Origin of the sequence: Marinomonas fungiae, from assembly GCF_001418205.1 — a bacterium.
GTDB classification, from domain to species: Bacteria; Pseudomonadota; Gammaproteobacteria; order Pseudomonadales; family Marinomonadaceae; genus Marinomonas; species Marinomonas fungiae.
Genome location: NZ_LIQF01000001.1, coordinates 14,400 through 29,620, shown reverse-complemented (window position 1 = coordinate 29,620; position 15,221 = coordinate 14,400). Strand labels below are relative to the sequence as shown.

13 protein-coding genes are annotated in these 15,221 nt (G+C 45.9%); 5 read left to right on the top strand and 8 right to left on the bottom strand.

Features of this window, described 5'->3' with window-relative positions:
* The first annotated feature begins 29 nt into the window (after positions 1 to 29).
* From ASC49_RS00120 to can, 3 genes are all read left to right on the top strand, one after another.
* Positions 30 to 2,012 (top strand): putative bifunctional diguanylate cyclase/phosphodiesterase, encoded by a 1,983-nt coding sequence (locus ASC49_RS00120; RefSeq protein ID WP_055461182.1) that lies wholly within the window; start codon positions 30 to 32, stop codon positions 2,010 to 2,012.
* A 142-nt stretch (positions 2,013 to 2,154) separates the two neighbouring features.
* On the top strand, positions 2,155 to 3,009 hold the full coding sequence (locus ASC49_RS00115) for a putative RNA methyltransferase (protein WP_055461181.1): 855 nt from the start codon (positions 2,155 to 2,157) through the stop codon (positions 3,007 to 3,009).
* Complete coding sequence (can, locus tag ASC49_RS00110) at positions 2,999 to 3,634, top strand: carbonate dehydratase (protein ID WP_055461180.1); 636 nt, start codon at positions 2,999 to 3,001, stop codon at positions 3,632 to 3,634. Before ASC49_RS00115 ends, can begins: the two co-directional genes overlap by 11 nt.
* A 73-nt stretch (positions 3,635 to 3,707) precedes the next feature.
* Here the strand turns inward: can and ASC49_RS00105 are convergent, their stop codons facing one another.
* The gene (locus ASC49_RS00105; protein ID WP_055461179.1) at positions 3,708 to 4,661 is read right to left on the bottom strand and encodes a LysR family transcriptional regulator; all 954 of its coding nucleotides are present in this window, start codon (positions 4,659 to 4,661) and stop codon (positions 3,708 to 3,710) included.
* A gap of 148 nt (positions 4,662 to 4,809) precedes the next feature.
* On the opposite strand from ASC49_RS00105, the gene ASC49_RS00100 reads away from it, so the two are divergent.
* Complete coding sequence (locus ASC49_RS00100) at positions 4,810 to 6,300, top strand: TyrR/PhhR family helix-turn-helix DNA-binding protein (RefSeq protein WP_055461178.1); 1,491 nt, start codon at positions 4,810 to 4,812, stop codon at positions 6,298 to 6,300.
* 69 nt (positions 6,301 to 6,369) lie between these two features.
* Here the strand turns inward: ASC49_RS00100 and ASC49_RS19735 are convergent, their stop codons facing one another.
* The 4 genes from ASC49_RS19735 to ASC49_RS00085 form a co-directional block, all read right to left on the bottom strand.
* Entirely contained in the window at positions 6,370 to 6,531 is a 162-nt protein-coding gene (locus ASC49_RS19735; protein ID WP_156085535.1) for a hypothetical protein, read from the bottom strand.
* Between the two features lie 115 nt (positions 6,532 to 6,646).
* Positions 6,647 to 7,468, bottom strand: coding sequence for an HAD-IIB family hydrolase (locus ASC49_RS00095; RefSeq protein ID WP_055461177.1), 822 nt, complete (start codon positions 7,466 to 7,468; stop codon positions 6,647 to 6,649).
* Positions 7,469 to 7,589: 121 nt separating this feature from the next.
* Positions 7,590 to 7,937: a HopJ type III effector protein gene (locus ASC49_RS00090; protein ID WP_055461176.1), complete on the bottom strand. Its 348-nt coding sequence runs from the start codon at positions 7,935 to 7,937 to the stop codon at positions 7,590 to 7,592.
* 16 nt (positions 7,938 to 7,953) lie between these two features.
* A complete protein-coding gene (locus ASC49_RS00085; RefSeq protein WP_055461175.1) occupies positions 7,954 to 9,156 on the bottom strand; it encodes a Bcr/CflA family multidrug efflux MFS transporter in 1,203 nt (400 codons plus the stop codon).
* A gap of 191 nt (positions 9,157 to 9,347) precedes the next feature.
* On the opposite strand from ASC49_RS00085, the gene ASC49_RS00080 reads away from it, so the two are divergent.
* The gene (locus ASC49_RS00080; RefSeq protein WP_055461174.1) at positions 9,348 to 11,213 is read left to right on the top strand and encodes an ABC transporter ATP-binding protein; all 1,866 of its coding nucleotides are present in this window, start codon (positions 9,348 to 9,350) and stop codon (positions 11,211 to 11,213) included.
* Positions 11,214 to 11,256: 43 nt separating this feature from the next.
* Here ASC49_RS00080 and ASC49_RS00075 read toward each other — a convergent pair whose 3' ends face one another.
* The 3 genes from ASC49_RS00075 to ASC49_RS00065 all read right to left on the bottom strand — a co-directional run bounded on the left by ASC49_RS00075 (position 11,257) and on the right by ASC49_RS00065 (position 15,178).
* Positions 11,257 to 13,011 (bottom strand): alpha-amylase family glycosyl hydrolase, encoded by a 1,755-nt coding sequence (locus ASC49_RS00075; RefSeq protein ID WP_055461173.1) that lies wholly within the window; start codon positions 13,009 to 13,011, stop codon positions 11,257 to 11,259.
* Positions 13,012 to 13,065: 54 nt separating this feature from the next.
* The gene (locus ASC49_RS00070) at positions 13,066 to 14,292 is read right to left on the bottom strand and encodes a glycosyltransferase family protein (protein ID WP_055461172.1); all 1,227 of its coding nucleotides are present in this window, start codon (positions 14,290 to 14,292) and stop codon (positions 13,066 to 13,068) included.
* Positions 14,293 to 14,353: 61 nt separating this feature from the next.
* The gene (locus ASC49_RS00065) at positions 14,354 to 15,178 is read right to left on the bottom strand and encodes an HAD-IIB family hydrolase (RefSeq protein WP_055461171.1); all 825 of its coding nucleotides are present in this window, start codon (positions 15,176 to 15,178) and stop codon (positions 14,354 to 14,356) included.
* Positions 15,179 to 15,221: the final 43 nt, after the last annotated feature.

The following is a 15,221-nucleotide window of genomic DNA, read 5'->3' as shown; positions in this document are numbered from 1 at the left end:
TGATTTCGATTCTTATTTGAATTTAGTAAATGACTGACATTGTTGAGTTCTTAGTGCCCAGCCCAAAGAAGGCTGCTTGGGTAATAGATGTAGCACAAGGAACTGTGTCATGGAGCAACGCCATTGCGAAGCAACGCTTTGGTGAGGCTTTAGGTATTTGCCGTGAAGGCTTGACCTACATTCATAGTGATTTAAAGGAAGATCTAAGTCGATTTTTAGGCCAATCCGAACATAGTGCCTTATTGTGCTTTCACTGGTTAATCCGTGATGTGCATGATGAGTTGTATCGTTGTACAGCAACCGTTATCTCGTTAGGGGAGGCTCATCCTGGCTTTTCTGTCGAGGCTTATCCTTGCCCGCCAAACATTTCTCAAAAAGTGCCTCGCACTTACGGTAACAAGACAATCCCTGAACGTCTGAATTCACTCATCTTAATGAGTTTTGCTAAGTGCGGTGAGAATTGTTTTCTCAGTTCTCGTGCTAAGACGTTATTTCCTGAGCTTAGAAACATCCGAGAACTGTTTGCCGTGCAAAGTGCTGCTCAATATTTTATTGATCGTGTGCAGCGGGAGAAGGAGTTTCATCAAGAAATCCGTTTGTCCACCGCTGAAGGCATTCGCTGGTTTCAGTTGGAAGCTCATGAGAACCCTGACAATGGCAATATGGATGTGTATGCACAAGATATCCAAGAGCTACGGGACTATGAGGTTCAGCTCTATCGATTGCAAAATTATGATGCTCTGACACATCTACCTAACCGTAATCTGCTCTATCAACAATTAGAGATTGCCAAAGCAACGGCGGACAAGCGTGAACGTATGTTTGGCGTTATGTATCTGGACTTAGACGGCTTTAAGGTGGTCAATGATACTTTTGGTCATCGAATCGGTGATCAGCTATTACAGGAAGTTGCTAATCGTATTAAAACGACCATTCCTTCACGGTCATTTTTGTATCGTTTAGGTGGGGATGAGTTTGTGGTTGTCACTGAGCATGTTCAAGACATTGTCGAATTGGAAGATATTGCCAACTTGATCAATGAAACTGGTGTAAAGCCTTATCCTGTTTCTGATATGGAAATGCTGATTACCACAAGTATTGGGATTGCCTGCTACCCTGTACATGGTACAGATATCGATACATTGTTAAAGAATGCCGATGCCGCTATGTATCGTTCTAAAGCCAATACGCATAATGGCTATCGAGTGTATGAAGATGCCATGAGTGAAGGATTTAGCGCCTATCTGACCTTAGGTGGAGGTCTCCGTAAGGCCATTGAAGAAGGGCAGTTTGAGCTTTTCTACCAGCCTAAAGTGCGTTCTTCGGATGAGCAAACGGTAGGAGCAGAGGCCTTGATTCGCTGGCATCATCCCGATTGGGGCATGATTACTCCAGATAAATTTATTCCTATCGCGGAAGAGAGTGGCTTGATTTTGCCCCTTGGGGAGTGGGTTATTCGTCGAGCTTGTGAGCAGCTAAAACTGTGGCAAGAACAAGGTTTGACGCCTATCAATTTGTCAGTCAATCTCTCTGGACGTCAGTTTTTACAGCCTAATTTGGTTGAAGTGGTGCAACAAATTCTCCAAGAAACAGGGATTGACCCAAAGTATTTAGAGCTTGAATTGACTGAAAGTATGTTGATGTCAGATGTAAATGGCACCATTAAAAAATTGCATGGTTTCCGTGAGATGGGCGTGTCTTTATCGATTGATGATTTCGGTACGGGTTATTCCTCTTTGGCCTATTTGAAGAAGTTTCCGATTCAGGCTCTGAAGATTGATCGCTCTTTTATTCAGGATCTAGGCGCGGATGGTGAAGATGATGCCATTGTCAAAGCGACCATTGCCATGGCTCAGAGCCTGAACCTTAAAGTGATCGCTGAAGGGGTAGAAAGTCGCCAACAGATGAATTTACTCACTGGTTATCAATGTCAGGAAGTACAGGGCTATTTATTCGCCAAGCCGATGTCCACTTTGGACTTTGAAACCTATCTTAAAAAGTACCAACTCTAGCACACAAAAGAAAATCCTATAGCGAGGGACGTTAGATGGCGTTAAAGCGTTAAATAGTGGTGATATAGCGCATTATTTTGCCTCGCTTTTTGGTAAGATTCAGACCATTCTTAATCCAATTCCCCAAGACAATGGAGTCTGAGTGTCTGCCCTCGAACAACTGTGCTGCCCGCTAGATCAGCTGCCGTTAACACGCCATGAGCGTTCATTAACATGTGCCAATGGCCATGCTTACGATATCGCAAAAACTGGTTATGTAAATTTGCTTCCAGTGCAAAAAAAGCATTCTAAAGATCCCGGTGACAGCAAAGAAATGGTATCCGCGCGACGCGACTTTTTGGCGAATGGCTACTACGACCCAATTATTAATGCGATTGTGACTTCCGTCCCTGAAACGCTGCAGCAGTTAGATACAATACGCTTGTTCGATGCGGGATGCGGTGAAGGGCATTATTTGCGCCAGATTATCGAGCGGCTAGCGGCTTCTCATGTGATAGATGCGGTCGGCCTTGATATCTCAAAGTGGGCGATCACGGATGCTAGCAAGCGTAGCAAGCGTATTGATTGGATTGTCGGTAGTAATGCTCATGTACCGGTTGCCAAGCAACGCTTCGACTGGGTCATGTGTGCGTTTGGCTTTCCTGTATTTTCAGAATTTGCGCGTATCTTGGCGAATCAAGGTTGGCTGCTCTTGGTGGAGTCCGGTGCGGACCACTTAATTGAGTTACGTCAGATCCTATATCCCGAAATTAAACCCTATCGAGTAACCCACTCAGAAGGTATTGAGGGGTTTGTTCTTCAGCATGAAATTGACCATCGTTTTAGCTTTTCTATAACGAATGCTGACGATATTGGCCGATTGTTGGCCATGACACCACATATTCATAAAGCGTCTTACGAAGGTAAGCAGGCTGCATTAGCGTTACAAAAGATAGATCTTACGGCGGACATCAAGTTGCGCTGGTATCAGAAGCAAGGAAAAAACAATGTCGAGTAAATTGGGTGTCCTGTTTGAAAAAAATCGTGAGTGGGCAGCTAAGGTCAATGCGGAAGACCCGAATTTTTTCAACAAACTGTCAGAGCAACAGAAGCCTGACTATTTATGGATTGGCTGCGCTGACAGTCGTGTACCCGCAAACCAAATTGTTGATCTGTTACCGGGTGAAGTGTTTGTGCACCGTAACATCGCCAACGTGGTTGTTCACACCGACCTAAACTGTCTCTCTGTGATCCAGTATGCAGTGGATGTGTTGCAAGTGAAACACATTATGGTTGTCGGTCACTATGGATGTGGCGGTATTAAAGCGGCGATGGAAACCAAAGAGTATGGTTTGATAGATAATTGGCTGCGCCACATTAAAGATGTTTACCGCATTCATAAAACAGAGGTAGATGCTATCACTGATGAGTATGAGCGCTTTGATCGTATGTGCGAGCTGAACGTGATTGAGCAAGTGGCTAATGTTTGTCAGACGAGTATCGTGCACAATGCGTGGCAGCGAGGTCAAGAGCTAACGGTACATGGCTGGTGCTACAGCATTAAGAACGGACACATTACTGACCTAGAGGTAACGGTTTCCAATGAAGAGGAAGCCGTGGTGCGACTTCATACTGTACCTTAAGCCAGTTTCTTGCATATAAAAAAACGGCGCTCATCTGCGCCGTTTCATTTTTCAAAAACAGATATAGTGATGACTAAAGATCCGCTTTTTCTGCAATAGTCTTAGCGCAGCCGGCAATGGCTGAGCGCAGCCAAATATGCCCTGGGTCGTGCTGTAGCAAAGGGCTCCATAACATTTTTAGTTCGATTGGCGGAATCTCGAAGGGCGGTTCGACTACTTTTACATTTGGACTATCCAGCATCAAGCGCGTAGCCAGAGAGGGTAGAGTCGCTACTAAGCCAAGCTGCTGAGTAGAGCGCATGGCTACATTATAACTGCGAGTAAATAAGCGGATGTTTCGTTTGTGGCCTAATTCTGCCAAAGTGGAATCCACCCAACCTAGCTTTTGCACTTCCTCCGGCTGAATGCCGACGCCAACACCAAAGCCCGTCTTACTTACCCAGACGTGCTGTGCTTCTAGGTATTGTTCAAGCGTCATTACTTCATCAAAGCGATCGTCGTTTGGCACTAAACAAGAAAAGCGGTCTACCCAAACAGATTTTTGGTGGAAGGACTGAGGTAGCGTTTCAAAGCGGTTAATCACTAAGTCCACTTTGCCTTTTTCCACATCGTGAAAACTGACATCACTCGGGTTCATGACATCCATGATGACGTTTGGCGCTTCTTGTTGCAATTTTTGCATCAGCGGTGGAATAAGCGTAGCTTCTGCGTAATCACTCGCCATGATGCGAAACACTCGTGAGCTAGATCCCGCGTCGAAATTGTGGCCGAGGTGCAGTACTTCATCGACCGATTGTAGAATGCTGCGTACACGAGGCTGCAGCTGGATCGCCAAAGCGGTGGGCATCATGCCATCGCTGGTACGAACCAGTAGCGGGTCATGAAATAGATCTCGTAAACGGCGCAGACCATTACTCATGGCTGGTTGCGTGATGCCTAACTGGTTGGCTGCGTGAGTCACATTTTGCTCACGAAGAAGAGAATCAAGGTAACGCAGTAGGTTAAGGTCGATTTTATCGAGCTGCATAGGGAGACCATTTCGACTAGTAATGGCCGTGAATGATACTGTATTTCTTCAATGAATAGAACTTGAAGCCATTCTTCGATTGACGAAGGTCGCATCTCTCTTGCAGTGTGCTAGATTAGCAGGCACTGAAAATGGTGGCGGAGAGGGCATGCGTTTAGAAGTTAGATGTGAAGATCGAATCGGAATGGCACAAGAGATTTTGGATATCTTGGTGCCCTATCATATTGATATGCGGCGCATCGAAGTGGACAGCCGCGTTGGCTGTCTGTATATCGGCTTTGATGATATTGCTTTTAAAGATTTAACACAGCTACTCGCAGACATTCGCCGTTTACGTGGCGTCACTGATGTGAAAACGGTGCATTATACGCCTTCAGAGCGGGAGCAACATGCGTTACACACTTTATTGGAGGCTTTGCCCGATGGTGTTGTGGCCGTGGATCTTAAAGGGATTGTGACCATGGCAACGCATCAAGCGGCGCAGGATCTGGGGGTGGCGCTAGAGGCGCTAATGGGTCAGTCCTTAAGCCAGTTCATTACCAGTATTGTGTTTGAGCGTCTGGGTTGGGCAACCTTAGAGGGAGGCGTGACGAAGCGCGTTAGACTCAAAGGGCAACTACTGCTGTTAGAGATGCGACCTTTTTATGTTAGTAACGAAAATGCTCAGCAAGTCTGTGCTGGCGGGGTGGTGCATATTCGTTCAGCGCAGCGATTGGGACGCCAAACGTCCAGTCTACGAAAGGCGCCTGATGCAGAGCATGCCCTGCAAGGTTTTTTTAACCCCAGCTTAACCAAGAGTGCAGCGATTAAGCGTTGTCTGGCGTTTGCTAAAGCCTATGTTGTTAATGACAGTCCTATGCTGCTCACAGGGGAGTTTGCGGTTGGCAAAAAGCGCTTGTTGGAAGCTATCTTTCAATATTGGCAGCAGCAGTATTTAGAGCATGCGGCAGTGCTAGAATTTGTCGCGGCCGCCAGCCTAACACCAGAACTCTTATCCTGCCAATTACAGAGGGGCGGCTGGTTAGCGATCAATGATGTGGAGCTTCTTAGCGACGATTGTCAGCAATATTTGATTGACTGGCTTAAAGATCAACCTAGTCGCTTGTATCAGATGGAAGCGCCAAGCCGAGTGATTGGTCTCTCGCGTTTAGGCGATGCTGCGTTACGACAACAAGACCATTTACGGGATGAACTGTATTTTATGCTAAGTGCTTTCCAGCTCTTTGTGCCGCCCCTTAGAGAACGAAAAGAGGATCTACAGGGTCTGTGCCTGGAAATCCTGCAAGAGGCTAGTGAGCGCTTTAATGAGCCAACCGTCGGAGTCAGCAAAGACGCGCTTGCTGTATTGAAGATGCATTATTGGCCGGGAAACTTAAAAGAGTTGGAGTCTTGCCTTTACCAAGCTCGCCAAGTCACTAAAAATGGTGTGATCGAAGCTCAGGATTTGCCACTGCAAAGCGCTGACAGCATGAGCATTGAGCTTGTAGAAGGCTCACTAGATAAAACGGTAAAGGCCTATGAAGCGGAAGTCTTACGCAAACTCTATCCTCAGTACCCAAGTACGCGAAAATTAGCTAAATTTTTAAATGTTAGCCATAGCTCAATTGCGAACAAATTGAAAGAGTATGGGATTGTATGAGGGAGTAGTGGAGTGGCAAGGCCTAAGGGCGGCCTTGCTAGAGTGGACTCAGTTTACAGAACAAAATAATTAGTATGGGAAGCGATTTTGACGACGTTGAGGCACCTTTTTCTGTGCTTCAATTTTAATCGGTTGAGTCTTCATCGTTGGACGAGAAACTAAGTTGATTAGAGAATGTGCCATCCAGAACGCTCCAGCAATGGCCGCGAAAAATAGGGCAAATTCAAACATAATCTTTCTCCACTTGTTTTGTTATGACTCTACTATGAGCCAAACAGGGTAAGACGTAAAGAGTGTTTTGTTGCAAAAACGTAACAGAACAACCTAGAACAACTTATCCATTAGTCTATAAATCGAAGCGTTTCTGTAAAAATAACGCAACACCATCTTCATCATGATGACCAACCGTACCAGAGGCTTGGGCTTTAATGTAGCTAGGAGCATTATCCGTTGCGTAGGCCTCATCCGCGATCTTAAACATGGTTAAGTCATTGTCACCATCACCAAATACGATCAAATTTGTGGCATTAAGTTCCCGTTTTAATTGCTCAATGGCAGAACCTTTACAGGTACTGCTGTGGTGAATATCGATCCAGTGGGTCTCTGGGTGATAAATGCCACCACCGCTGTAGGCAACGATGTGTTCTTGAGTATTACACTCATCAACAATTAGGCGTAGATTGTCGGGATGCCCCAAAGCGCTGATATTGATGATGCGCGCATTGTTTGGCATTTGCTCAATATCAAGCAGCGTTAAGTTGTGATGTTTTGATAGCTCACTGAATACAGTGCCGCCGTAATGATTATGGGGCTTAGGGTAATATACCGACTGTGTGCCATCCTCTTCTAAGCAAAAGATAAAAGGGGTCACTTCATTATTGGCAAAGGTTTGCAGCGTAGCGTCAATCATCGCAAGTTCAAGGATGCCTTGATGGCGGTAGGCTTGCTGGTCAGGATGCCACCATTCGACACCATTTTTATAGATTTGCCAAAGAGGGAAATCATGGGCCTCAATACAGGGGGCTGCGGCCAGATGCGTTCTACCTGTGGCAATGGTATATGCAATGCCAGCTTGTCGCATTTTTTCTAAGGTTTTGAGTGTGACACCAGATAAGCGCTGCTGCTTGTTGAGCAAAGTGCCATCTAGGTCGAAAACGACTAAATCCATTCATCACCTCATTGGCGGTTCTACTAAATACATAGGAAGATTAGATACAGCTTACGCAGATAATTCAATGACTGGATCAAAAAAGGGGCGATGAACGCCCCTTGATTGGTTTAGCAGAGCATTACTTTGCCGTCAGTGCTTGGCCTTCAAACTTCACACCAGCCCAACCATTTAAGATAAATTGGCGAATGTTCTGATGATCTGTCGCTTCTGGGTGCTCCAGGACGTCTTTACGGTAAAAGTCACCGAAAAGATTTAAAACGTCTGCTTCTGCAACATTGTTTAGCTTTGCAAACGAGAAAATCTTACAAGAACCATTGTTTTCGTTGGCTTGGTTCGCTTGGGCGCCATTTTGGAAAGCTGTTGGAGTAAATTCGTACTCATTATCGATTACGGCAATCGTATCTTGGAAAGCAACCGTTTCAGGTGCATTAGTAAGTTGTTCTAATAAAGTTTGCGTTGTTAGCATATTTGGACTCTTACGATTAATTGGCTTCGTGAATTGGGTTCTGCTGTTCCATCTTTCTGACGGCGCGATAAATTGCATAGGTGCCGAACCCACAGGCAGACATGATACCCAACATAGGCACAAATGTACCGTTATGAAGCATGCTTAACACGACTCCAGTTAAGGCTCCCATGGAGAAGCGTAGCGTGCCAGCCAACGCCGCAACACTACCATTTAGAGAACCCGCGCGGCGCATAGCGCCACCGATAAATCCGCTACCTAAAATGCCGATCGGACCAGTAAATAGCATCATGCCCAGCATAATCGCGGCCAAAGGCGGACGCTCCATGAAACACATGGCGATCAAGAGTGAAGCATCGATTAATAATACGAACATGGCGTATCTTACGAGCCTGTCAATGCCTAGTCTTTCAACAAATCGACCATTGATAGTGGTGGCTGCCATCATACTTAAGACGTTAGCGCCGAATAAGAAACCAAACAGCCCTTCGCTGATGCCATAGATTTTGATATAGACAAAGGATGCGCCGGTCACAAAACACATTAAACCACCAAAGTGCAAAGCGCCTGCCATGATGTACCCAATAATAATAGGGTTACGGGCAAGAGTAATATAATTACGAATCGCCGATACAAACGATAAGGGGGTGCGGTTTTCTTTCGCTAGCGTTTCAGGGATCGTGCGTAAGAATAGGTAAATTGAAAAGGAAGCTAATAAGGCTAGGAAAATGAAAATGGCGTGCCAGTTAAACAGCACCAGAATGGCACCACCTAAAATGGGGGCGACCAGAGGCGCTAACGCCATCACCAGCATAATCATCGACATGGCTTTGGCGAATTGATTCGTAGTTAAGTTATCTTTCACCAGGGCTGGAATAGTTACTGCAACCGCCGCGCCACCGATGGCTTGCACCACTCGGCCAAACAGTAGCCACTCAAAGGTAGGTGCAACGGCGCACAGCAAGCTGCCGACGATATAAATACTCAGTCCAGTGACTACTACTTTACGACGGCCAATAGCATCTGAAAGTGGGCCATAAAACATTTGAAAAACCGCAAACACGATTAAATAAGTGCTTAACGTGAGCTGAATGTTGCTAATGTCTTGATTGAGATCTTCCGCAACGCTTGGAAAACTTGGAAGGTAGGCATCAATTGCTAAAGGGGTAATGCCGGCTAATAAGCCAAGAACCAGTATTACAGGAAGCGTCAGCTGCATAAATCTCCATAGTTTTGTTAAAACGAGTGGTTAGTTGTGTTGGTCAATTATAGTGCTGCGCCTTACCACTTAAAATGTTTAATTGAGGAAACACCGCTTAATTGACGTGATCGTGCAGTCATCGGATAGTTATCTAGAACCTTCTATGTTTCACTAAGCGTCATTTTTATAAGTTAGATTGATAAAGCCCCATGTTGAAGTTATTTGAACGCTGGTTGCCCGCATATCCAGACATCGATCCAGAACAGTCTCCTAAAAGTCTGTTCGCTTTTTGCCGCTATTACTCAAAAGGGGCTGAAATACCACTCATTTTGATGTCCCTATTAACAGCGACAGTCGCCATACTTGAAGTCACTTTATTTAGCTTTATGGGCCAGCTAGTGGACTGGCTGATTACCAAAAATCCCGATACTTTCTTGAGTGAAGAGTCTGGGCATTTGCTTGGCATGTCTTTGATGGTACTGGTGGCAATGCCATTGGTGACCTTACTGCATTCTGCGGTAGTGCATCAAACCCTGTTGGGGAATTACCCAATGCGTATCCGCTGGTTGGCGCATCGTTTTGTGTTGCGTCAAAGTGTGGAATTTTTCCAAGACGATTTTGCTGGCCGCGTTGCTACGAAAGTGATGCAAACTTCTTTGGCGGTGCGTGAAACTGTGATGAAACTGCTGGATGTGCTGATGTATATCCTAGTGTACTTTATTTCCATGCTGGTATTGATCGCTCAAGCCGACTACCGCCTAGTGCTTCCAATGTTGGGTTGGTTGGCAGGTTATATTGCGATTCAAACCTATTTTGTGCCACGTCTGCGCCGAATCTCAGAAGAGCAAGCCGATGCTCGTTCGACCATGACTGGTCGTGTTGTGGATAGCTACACCAACATCACAACGGTGAAGTTATTTGCCCATAATCAACGTGAAGTGTCCTATGCCAAAGAATCCATGAATGGCTTTTTAGCCACGGTGCATAAGCAGATGCGTATGGTGACAGGGCTAAACTTCTGCGTACAAAGCTTAAACTACTTATTGGCTTTCGTGATTGCTGCCGTGGCCATTGGTTTATGGTTAAACAGTGCTATCAGTGTCGGAGCGATTGCTATTGCAGTGAGTTTAGCATTACGTCTTAACGGTATGTCTCAGTGGATTATGTGGGAAGTCAGTGCGCTGTTTGAAAACATCGGTATGGTCGCTGACGGTATGGGGACTTTATCTAAGCCTTTGTCTATTCAAGATAAAGACAATGCGAAGCCGCTAGTGGTTACTCAAGGCAACATTCATTTTGATCAAGTGGATTTCCATTACGGTAAACAAGATATCTCAGTGATCGAAGATCTTAATTTGCAGATCAAACCGGGTGAAAAGGTTGGTTTGGTCGGGCGCTCTGGCGCTGGGAAATCGACCATTGTGAACCTGTTACTGCGTTTTCACGATATTGAAAAAGGCGCGATCTTAATTGATGGCCAGGATGTTCGTGATGTCCAGCAGGAAAGCTTACGTGCCAGTATAGGAATGGTGACCCAAGACACCTCGCTGTTACACCGCTCGGTGCGGGACAATTTACTTTATGGTCGTCCAGATGCATCGGAAGACGAAATGATCGCTGCGGCAAAGCAGGCGGAAGCCCATGAGTTTATTCAAGGCTTGACCGACCCTTATGGCAACACGGGTTACGATGCCATGGTGGGAGAGCGAGGCATTAAATTATCAGGAGGGCAGCGTCAACGAATCGCCATTGCCCGCGTATTACTGAAGAATGCCCCTATCTTAGTGCTAGATGAAGCCACGTCAGCCTTGGATTCTGAAGTAGAATCCGCAATTCAGCGTAGCCTGTATCGCTTGATGGAAGGTAAAACAGTGATCGCTATAGCTCACCGATTGTCAACGATTGCGGCGATGGATAGATTAATCGTATTGGATAAAGGTCGAATCATCGAGCAAGGTTCCCACGATGAACTGATACGTCACAAGGGGATTTACGCCAAGCTTTGGTCTCATCAAAGTGGCGGGTTTATCGCGGAAGATGTTGAAGATAATGACCAAAAAGCCGAAGCGGATTAAATCGACAGCTGTAGTTGGTCATTAGTACTTTAAAAAAGCAAAGCTACTTAACTTTGCTTTTTTTATTGGCTAACCATAAGAACTGATAAGGCATCAGGGTCACTTGAGCCAGCAGGTCTTCGTACTTCTGGTCCGTGACCAAATCGGTCCATTCATCGGTGGAAATCAAATTCAATTCTGCCAAGTTAAAGCTCAATGGTTCATCAGTAATGTTGTAGACGGCAAACAAGCTTTGACGACGGTCGAGACTTTGACGCCAGAATGCAAATAGCTTATTGCCCGTATGCAAGATGTATTGCGTTGCATTCGGATGGAAGGCGGGTTGGCTACGACGAACTCGAATTAAATTGCGCATACCGTTGAAGACTTTCTGGTGATGGGTCGGTGTGTTCAACTGGTGCTCTAAATCGTCCATGTTCCATATATGGCGGTTAATTGAGCGAAATTGTCCGGTATTGTCTACTCGTTGTAAGTCATTTTCTGTGCCAAATAGCGAATGAATATAAAACGCTGGTAAACCTTCTAATGCCAGCTGAACCCCTGCGGCACACATAAAACGTGCAAAATGCCATTGATCTGGGCCTTTGCTGACCGAACCACTTAGGGCATCCCATAAACTGATGTTGATTTCATAGGGTTTGGTGTCACCGGTTGGGGTAGTGCGGGAGCTGATTTTACCACCAAAACGCTTCATGGTATTAATCAGATTATCCAATTCCCATTCGCTTAATAAACCTTCGGTTGGGCGCAATCCCACTCCATCATGAGAAGCAACAAAGTTCAAATAAGTAGTACCTTGCTGAGCAGGCGGCATACGCATCAACCAGTTTTTCAAATGTTCGCAGTTGCCGGAGACTAAAGTATTGATCAGCAATGGCGGTAACGAGAAGTTATAAATCAAATGTGCTTCATTGGCGTTACCAAAATAGGTAAGGTTCTCTCGATTAGGGATGTTGGTTTCGGTGATGATCACCGCATCTGGCGCATAATGCTCAATCATTAGGCGCAACAAGCGGATCATTTCATGGGTATTAGGTAAATTGATGCAGCTCGTGCCAGGCACTTTCCAGAGGAACGCTACCGCATCTAGACGGAACCAACGAATGCCTTTTTCAAGGTACAAACGGATGATACGTAAGAATTCCAGTAGAACCTTAGGATTCTCGAAATTTAAATCCACTTGGTCGTGGCTAAAGGTGCACCAAACGAATTTGATGCCATTTTTAGTCTGCACTTCACGTAGCAGGGGGGACATACGTGGACGTACCACGTTGCTTAAATCGGCATTCGGATCGGCTTCGTAAAAGTAACTCGCCCCAGGCTCCACTCCCGCTTTGAAGTTTTCAAACCACATGCTGCGACTGGAGCAATGGTTGATCACTAAGTCCCCCATGACTTTAAAATCTTGCGAGAGCTCGGTGATATTGCGCCATTTTCCCGCGGAAGGGTTGACCGAGGTGTAGTCCATCACACTAAAACCATCGTCTGAACTGTACGGGAAAAACGGCAACAGATGTACCGCTGAGATGCATTCGGCTAGCTCAGTTTTGACAAAGTTATGCAATGTATTCAGCGGTGTTTCATCGTCTCGGCGCAGGGTGTCGGCGTAGGTAATCAGCATGATGTCCGACTGATCCCAAAGATTGCGGTGCGGCTGTGGCGATTCAGTTTTTGGGTCTAAATCAAAGGTGTTCAGACAGTTTCGTGTTAACTCACCTGCATCCAGATGTGGATACAAGACTTGTAAATGGCCAATCAGGCGTTGCTCTAATTGGGAGAGGGGAGCTGCTTCTTCCATTGTGACCTACCTTGTTTCAATCTGACATCAATGCTTGCTTGAGAAAGTCAGGCGTTACTTCGGACCAAACTCTTTCATATCTTCGCTGACGGCTTCTTCTAATTGGTGCATAACCTCTGGAAAAGCACTGGCGACACGGTTCCAGCTCGGAATGAATGGCGCTTCCATAGGGTTGTCTAAATACATGTTGCCAGCTTTCATAATGTTGCTGGCAAACAGTTCGACGGCCCGTTCTTCTGAATGTACGTCGAGTTTCAAACCATTGATCTGTGCATCGTTACGGTAGGTCTCGATGAAGTCTAACGCCACACGGTAGTAGGTGGCCTTGATAGTACGGAAGGTTTCTTGGTTGAACACGATGCCGTTGGTGGCCAGCTTGCGGAAAATGGCTTTGGTGATGTCGATCGACATTTTTGATAAGCCGCCATTGTCGTTATCAGCGGACAGGTCTTGGTGTTTATGGTCGTAGACATCCGCAATATCCACCTGACATAAACGATTGGTAGAATAGTTGCGGTACATTTCCGACAATACCCCCACTTCTAATCCCCAATCACTCGGAATGCGTAGGTCCGTCATAACATCTCGGCGGAAGGAAAACTCACCCGCTAATGAGTAACGATAGCTGTCGAGATAGTCTAAATAATCCAAATGGCCTAGAACTTTTTTAAGAGAGTAGAGTAAAGGCGTGACTAGCAATCTGCTTACGCGACCATTCATCTTGCCATTGGCGGTACGAGCGTAGAAGCCCTTACAGAATTCATAGTTAAACTTGGGGTTGGCGACAGGATAGATCAAGCGCGCTAGCAAGCTACGATCATAGGTGACAATGTCACAATCGTGCATGGCCACTGCGTCTGCGTCTGAAGCGGTTAACGCATAGCCCATGCAGAACCAGACATTACGACCTTTGCCAGGATCGTTTGGAGAGAGTTGCTCCCCTTTTAAGATTTCATCAATGGCCCGTAAGCGCGGACCATCATTCCACAGAACCTTATGTTTTTGTGGTAACTCTGAAAAGAATTCAAGCGCATGGCGGTATTGTGCTTCGGTAGCGCGATCCAAGCCAATAATGATTTCAATCGGATAGGGCACTTGTTTTAAGTGGCGAATAATATTCGGCATCGCATCGGTTTCAAGCTCGGAATACAAGCAAGGTAAAATCAGTGCCATGGGGCGCTTCTTCGCAAACTCACATAACTCTTGCTCCATCTCTTCTAGAGGACGTTGCCCAAGGTTGTGCAGTGTTGTAATGATGCCATTCTGGTAAAAATCACCCATCTTTGTCTCCTATAGCATGTTGTCATGCTTGGTCTGCCAATTATGTTCGGCAAACAAAAAATTAAATAAACCCTTCGTGTATTAGGGCTTGATTAATGGCCTCGCTCCAGCCTTGTGGACCGTATGAATCGGTAATCCAAACATCATTACGGCCTGGAATTTCCGGCGGAACATGCACCGGAGAGCGAACGACGACTGGTATGTCGGCTTGTTTAATCATGCCGACATCGTTCTCTCCATCACCAAGAGCAATGCTGGTCACGGCGATATTGAAGGTTTTTTGATAGGCATTCTTAAGCCATGCCATGGCGACGGCTTTATCACAGTTTTGTCCCATTAAATGAACAAAACGACCGCCTTTTTGGAGCTTAATTCCTTCACTTGCGAGCTCTTGTTTGAGGCGTTCAAGAGCAATATTTGAGTCATTCCAAATCAGGGGCTCGGTGAACTCCCTTTTTAGGGAAAGTTCGGCGCTATGTGAATCAAGGCCGGTATGTTCAACCAGCTGCTCCGGCGTCAGCTCGTGGTAACTGATGAAGTCATAACGAGACTTCATCGCTTGAGCTAGTTCGATCAGCTGCTTGCGATCGGGGCCAAATGGTTTGATCAGAAAGTTTTCACGCGCAATCAAGTTTTCATCAGTGTCTAAGCGGATGTTTACGGGCAGGTAAACCGCCGCGCCATTTTCAACGATGAAAGGGTCCTTATGATGCAATGCCTGACGTAACTCGAGTAGCTCTGCATAGGTCTTACTGGTGTTCAACACACAAGGAATCCCGAGAGTTTTCAAGCTGGAAAGTGCATTACTTGCCGCTGAAAAGTCGTAGCTATAGTGGTCAAGCAAAGTTCCATCTAAATCTGTGAAGACTAATAGTGTGGTCGTCATATCTTCGGTTGTAGCGTGACGGCTTCAACCTTTCCTCCTTTCT

Excerpts from the sequence above, each read along its gene's own strand:
- ASC49_RS00120 (WP_055461182.1), top strand. The coding sequence starts at position 30 with ATGACTGACATTGTTGAGTTCTTAGTGCCCAGCCCAAAGAAGGCTGCT.
- can (WP_055461180.1), top strand. The coding sequence starts at position 2,999 with ATGTCGAGTAAATTGGGTGTCCTGTTTGAAAAAAATCGTGAGTGGGCA.
- ASC49_RS00105 (WP_055461179.1), bottom strand. The coding sequence starts at position 4,661 with ATGCAGCTCGATAAAATCGACCTTAACCTACTGCGTTACCTTGATTCT.
- ASC49_RS00100 (WP_055461178.1), top strand. The coding sequence starts at position 4,810 with ATGCGTTTAGAAGTTAGATGTGAAGATCGAATCGGAATGGCACAAGAG.
- ASC49_RS19735 (WP_156085535.1), bottom strand. The coding sequence starts at position 6,531 with ATGTTTGAATTTGCCCTATTTTTCGCGGCCATTGCTGGAGCGTTCTGG.
- ASC49_RS00095 (WP_055461177.1), bottom strand. The coding sequence starts at position 7,468 with ATGGATTTAGTCGTTTTCGACCTAGATGGCACTTTGCTCAACAAGCAG.
- ASC49_RS00090 (WP_055461176.1), bottom strand. The coding sequence starts at position 7,937 with ATGCTAACAACGCAAACTTTATTAGAACAACTTACTAATGCACCTGAA.
- ASC49_RS00085 (WP_055461175.1), bottom strand. The coding sequence starts at position 9,156 with ATGCAGCTGACGCTTCCTGTAATACTGGTTCTTGGCTTATTAGCCGGC.
- ASC49_RS00080 (WP_055461174.1), top strand. The coding sequence starts at position 9,348 with ATGTTGAAGTTATTTGAACGCTGGTTGCCCGCATATCCAGACATCGAT.
- ASC49_RS00075 (WP_055461173.1), bottom strand. The coding sequence starts at position 13,011 with ATGGAAGAAGCAGCTCCCCTCTCCCAATTAGAGCAACGCCTGATTGGC.
- ASC49_RS00070 (WP_055461172.1), bottom strand. The coding sequence starts at position 14,292 with ATGGGTGATTTTTACCAGAATGGCATCATTACAACACTGCACAACCTT.
- ASC49_RS00065 (WP_055461171.1), bottom strand. The coding sequence starts at position 15,178 with ATGACGACCACACTATTAGTCTTCACAGATTTAGATGGAACTTTGCTT.